Origin of the sequence: Psychrobacter sp. JCM 18901 (assembly GCF_000586435.1) — a bacterium.
GTDB lineage: Bacteria > Pseudomonadota > Gammaproteobacteria > Pseudomonadales > Moraxellaceae > Psychrobacter.
In genome coordinates, this window is sequence record NZ_BAWH01000039.1 from 1 (window position 1) to 5490 (window position 5490).

The 5490-nt window shown below is 40.5% G+C and carries 3 protein-coding genes and 2 pseudogenes; 1 reads left to right on the forward strand and 4 read right to left on the reverse strand.

Going from position 1 to position 5490, the window contains the following annotated elements:
- Window positions 1–3: 3 nt before the first annotated feature.
- The 4 genes and pseudogenes from TT11_RS16375 to TT11_RS16390 all read right to left on the reverse strand — a co-directional run bounded on the left by TT11_RS16375 (window position 4) and on the right by TT11_RS16390 (window position 4794).
- A pseudogene (locus TT11_RS16375) lies at window positions 4–1341 on the reverse strand (tripartite tricarboxylate transporter permease).
- A gap of 5 nt (window positions 1342–1346) precedes the next feature.
- Window positions 1347–1802 (reverse strand): tripartite tricarboxylate transporter TctB family protein, encoded by a 456-nt coding sequence (locus TT11_RS16380; RefSeq protein ID WP_261871176.1) that lies wholly within the window; start codon window positions 1800–1802, stop codon window positions 1347–1349.
- Window positions 1803–1918: 116 nt separating this feature from the next.
- Entirely contained in the window at window positions 1919–2932 is a 1014-nt protein-coding gene (locus TT11_RS16385; RefSeq protein WP_261871177.1) for a tripartite tricarboxylate transporter substrate binding protein, read from the reverse strand.
- Window positions 2933–3504: 572 nt separating this feature from the next.
- Window positions 3505–4794 (reverse strand): annotated as a pseudogene (locus TT11_RS16390) (SLC13 family permease).
- A 382-nt stretch (window positions 4795–5176) separates the two neighbouring features.
- On the opposite strand from TT11_RS16390, the gene TT11_RS16395 reads away from it, so the two are divergent.
- A complete protein-coding gene (locus TT11_RS16395) occupies window positions 5177–5398 on the forward strand; it encodes a GntR family transcriptional regulator (protein ID WP_261871178.1) in 222 nt (73 codons plus the stop codon).
- Window positions 5399–5490: the final 92 nt, after the last annotated feature.

Below are 5490 nucleotides of genomic sequence, written 5' to 3' on the forward strand. Positions count from 1 at the left end.
CCATTAGCTCTCCAGTACATAACCTAGAATAAGCTGATAGAGGGAAATGTAGCTTACGTAAGAAATAACCAAATATCCCAAGTCCTACCATGAATACCATATCAAAGGTCGTGCTGTTGATAGAGTAAACACCAACGAAACTAATAGCAGCAATGGATGGTATCAAGATATAGTTTGGTACATTAAGTAGCTTAGAGAACACACCAACCAAAGGAATATTCATTACTAACAAGATGACGTTACAGATGAATAATGAAGCGATAAGACCCCAAACGATGTCTGGCTGTTCGGTAAATAGCTGTGGACCTGGCGTGATGTTATACAAAGTCAACGCACCCATCATGACCGCTGTAGTACCAGAGCCAGGAACACCCAAAGTCAACATCGGTACAAATGAACCACATGCTGATGCGTTGTTAGCCGCCTCTGGAGATGCTAAGCCACGAAGATCGCCTTCACCAAATTTGCCACTGTCGCCAGCAATTTTGCGTTCACTAGCATAGGTCATTGCACTCGCGATAGTCGCACCTGCACCAGGCAAAATACCAACGAAAAAGCCCATTATGCCACTACGAACCATAGCGCCAATGGTAAAGAGAAACTCTTTTAGGTTGAACAAGCTACGCTTACCTTGCGCGATTACTTTCCCACCAGTACTGGTTCTTTCGAGCAAAATCAAGATTTCACTGACACTGAAAAAGCCAATAACGATCGTTGTGAACTGAATACCATCAGACAAATTGACTGAATCAAAGGTATAGCGATAAATACCTGTGACTGCATCGACACCAACAGTAGCCAGACCCAAACCGATCAATGCTGACACTGCTGTCTTGATAGGTTGATCACCAACCAAACCACTCAAGCAGCAAATCGCGAATACCATCAATACGAAGTATTCAGCAGGTCCAAAAGACACCGCCCATTTAGCCAATAGAGGCGCGAATAAGACCACACCAATAGTCGCAATCGTAGAACCAACAAACGAGGCGACCGCAGAGATGGATAAGGCGATGCCGGCTTTGCCTGAACCGCTAGCGGGTTGCCATCTAATGAGGTCATAACCGCTGCCGCAGACCCCGGCACATTAAGTAAAATGGCAGAAATACGACCGCCATATTCGCAACCAAGATAAACAGCTGCTAGTAAGATAAGCGCACTCTCTGGTGGCAGACCAAGGGCAAAGGCAAAAGGTAATAGAATTGCCACACCATTAATAGGGCCAAGGCCAGGCAACATACCCACAACAGTACCAATAAAAGCACCGATAAGCGCAATAAGTAAGTTTTTGGGCAACATCGCTACGCCAAAACCTTGCATTAAAAAGTCAAAAGTTTCCATAATAGCTATCCCATAATTCCTGATAATATTCCAAGTGGCAGAATCACATCCAAAGCTATGTCAAATAAGACATACAGGGCGATACTGATCACAACTGAAAAGATAAGGCTTTTAATAGGATTGCCGGCAAATAATAAACCAACCGCAAAACACATCAGTGTGGTAGCAACCACAAAACCTAAAGGCTCGAAAATTAAGCTATAAATTAATAATGCGCTGACACACAGCACAAGATTTCTAAGCACGACGTTGTTATAGCCTAAATCGATGACTTTCGTAAATCGTGCTGGACGAAAGGCAATAACCAAGGTCAAAAGCGCCGTAAATGAGAAAATCAAAATAGGATAGGGTCTAGGGCCGATAGGATCATAGGCAATAGGAGCAACGTAACCAATAGCTAAATAGACCAAAAATAAGCTAAACAGCCCCATTAATCCAGAAAATGCACGTTCCATTGTCATAGAAGTATTCCTTAAATTCCAAAATAAGAAGGTTGATAGATATCTCATCTGTCAACCTTCGATAAATACTATAAAAATCAGTATTCAATCATTAAGGGGATATGATCTGAGTAATGCTACTTAGCTGCAGCATCAACAAGGCCGTACTCAGCAGACAATTCACGTAGCTCATCTGTACGTTTATAAACGTATGCTTCTAGCTCATCACCAGTCATAGAGAATGGTAGTAGCTCTTGCTGCTCGCGTAATTCAGCGAATTTTGGATCCGCAAGCATGTTATCAAAGCTTGCTTTCCACCAGTCATAAGCGGCAGGACTGACATCTGGACCCATGTAATAACCACGCATGACAGGCCAAGTAACGTCATAGCCTTGCTCTACAGCAGTAGGAATATCGGCCATAGTGCCGCCCAGTCTTTCATCTGCGAATACAGCCAATACACGTAATTTGCCAGCAGTAGCTTGTGGCATGATCTCAGCGATACCAGCACTTACGACAGTCACATGGTTACCCATTACAGCTGTAATAGCCTCGCCGCCACCTTCCATCGCAACATAAGTCATATCGCTAGGGTTGACACCAACCGCTTTGGCTAAAATAGCTGTCTGCATCCAGTCCTGACCGCCAACACTACCACCAGCGGCGAAACTGATTGCTTTTGGATTTGACTTAAGCTCAGCGACCAATCCTGCTAGATCTTTGATAGGTGAGTCTGCATTGACAGCGATAGCACCATAATCAGTACCAACGGCTGCTAGCCATTTCACGTCTTTTTCGGTGAATTTACCAAATTTACCTTGCGACAGATTTAGGATAGAACCAGTAGAGAAAGCAATGATTGCATCGTTATTAGCACGATCATTGGCAACGATTTTGTTATAAGCAACAGCACCTACGCCGCCTGGCATATAAGTGACTCGCATTGGATCTTCTAATAGGCCAGTATCTCTTAAGCCAGCTTGAGCAAGTTTACAAGTCAAGTCAAAGCCACCGCCTGGTTTTGCTGGGGCGATACATTCTGGACGTGAAGGGGCGTCATAACTGGCATCAGATGCTGCCGTATCAGATTTATTACATGCGGTAAGGGTAAGTGCAGAAAGGCCAAGAGCCAAATAGGATAGTTTGTTCACACGACACTCCTTGTGTATATTTTTAATGAATAGCTCAATAGAATTCTGAGCAAAATAATAAAGTGATGACAGATGAAGTTCAGATCATCCTGACAATAACTACTAAACTTCATAAAAGTAGAGTTTTTAGCGTTTTGCAAAAGTAACAGAATATTATAAAAATAACAAGAAACATATGTATGTATACATGAATTTTATTTTAAGGTACTATCACAATGACTGATACAAAATTACTTATTGTCTTAACATCAAGGGAAAGAAAAGACAGAAAAACCTTCCGAATACAAGATGATAATGTCAATAAAAAATAATGAATACAATGATTTACAGGTATTGATAACTATGAGAGCGATGTTAAAAATGTGCTAGGGCATGTTTTTTGGATAAGGAAAAGAGCTAACTTGGTAGATGAATTCAGTGAGATGAGACTAAGCGCCAGAACGGGCAATGTATTAGGCATTTAAGAAGTTTGGTTGTATATATCAGTCAAAAGACAGCTGCATCAAAACTGTCTTTTGGAAGGGATTTGTTTAAGGGCATGCTCCCATTCTCAACATAAGAACACATAATAGCTAAAACAGCAGCTGGATAATGAAAATGGCTAATATACCAATACCAATATCTAAGGGTACCGCTTTGAATAATAGCGCATTAAATAGCTTGTTTTTTTCTATAACTACTTGAGAAGCGCCCAACATTAGACTGCTCCTGATGAAAAAGGAGAGAGGGATGAACTTTGTGCTCCCACCACAATACAGGTAAATAACAATAGAGGGTTAAGTCCAGAGGCGACGGCTAAAGGCAGCACCATAGGAAATAGAGTAGGAGCGACCACGCCAAGTGTACTAGCAAAGATTGACATGATTGCGCTAATAACGAAGACCAAAATTGGTATCATCCAGATAGGAACGTTGGTACTTAGCCATTCTGTTAGCTCGTAAATAACACCGATCTCAACGCCAAGACCGATCAGCATACCGACCCCACAAATCATAATAAGTGTATTCCAAGGAATTAAAGCAATTACTTTTTTTTCGTCACCTAATTTTAATAATAAACTGATTAAGGCGAAAATAATGGCGATAAAACCAATGTCAATCCGAGCGTTTAAAAACTGAATCGCTTCTATGTTAGGCATTAGTAGATTTAAGATGGGTACAATAAGCACGATAGCCATCATGATAAAAATCAGCATAATAGATTGTTTTTGCTTATTATCGAAAGGCTCTGGTACTATCGTTTGAATCGCAATTTTGCTATTTTTGGCATTAAAAAAAGCAATAGATACCTAGGACGATCACTGGCATGAGAAAGGTAACTGCGAAGACACCTAAAACATAAGTAAAGGTATTATCATTTGCAACGCCGGCCCCGCGCATCAGCTCTCGAAAGATAACCCCGCTTTGTGAGGTGATAAAGTTAGCACCAGCTAATGCACCATAGTTAACAGATAAAGTAGCAATGACAAGATTCAAGTTAGTACGTTTAGACAATAATAGAATCATAGGTGCCATCGTGGCTAAGACGGTGTAATAACCAGCTCCTAAGCCAGCAACGATGGTAGCAGCAAAGAAAATAACCAAGGGTAAAAACTCGGGAAAATGACGGCATCTATAGATCAGATGATTCGATAGTTTTTCTAAAGCGCCATTCGCTAAAGGAAAATTATAGAAAAGAGTGACGGCAAAAATAACAAAGAAAATTTTGAGAGGCCACAGCTCAACAATTTCATAAGCGCTCATTCCCATCCCGAAACAGCCAATGAGGTATGAGAATGCAATAGCAAATAGACCAATATTGATCTTGGTGGTATAGCCCAAAATAATACATATTACTATTGCGGCTAGAATATAAAGAGTCATTACTGTCCCTTGAGCTTAACTACATGAATTCTATAGAGAACTGTATCGACTTCTATAGGTAAAGAGCATTACGAGAATATTGACAAACAACTTTCTAGATTACAGAATCGTATAAGCCTGAAATGCACGTATAAATAAGTGGAATAATAGCAAAAAAAGTAATATGAATTAGATAAGATTGCCCACAAAGTGCCAGACAGTCGTTAGTATTGCAATGATATATAAGGTTTTCTTAGCGCTTAAGATAGAGTACTCCGTTATAACCCAATCTCTAAAATGATAACAATGCTTAAAAACAGTAAAACAATTCATAACCCCCTTAAATTGTGGTGAAATAATGCTAAAAAACTTAGAAAAATTTAAAATACCACGGTATGAGCAAGTGCGATGGCACATTTTGACTTTATTGACAGAAAGTAAATGGGACGAAAACACACCTTTACCGACTGAGCAAGAGTTTGCAGACAAGTATCAAGTATCAGTCGGAACCGTTCGAAAAGCGGTTGAAAAGCTGGTCGACGATGGCGTATTAACCAAGTATCAAGGCAGAGGTACCTTTCTAAAGCGTCCAGATTTTGAAAGCTCATTATTACGGTTTTTTTAAATTTCGTGATAAAGATGCTTGCTATGCGACACCGACAGGCGTGGTCAAAAAGGTCATGGTAATAGAGGGTATTGAAGAGATTAACAAAAAGC

Excerpts from the sequence above, each read along its gene's own strand:
- TT11_RS16380 (WP_261871176.1), bottom strand. The coding sequence starts at position 1,802 with ATGACAATGGAACGTGCATTTTCTGGATTAATGGGGCTGTTTAGCTTA.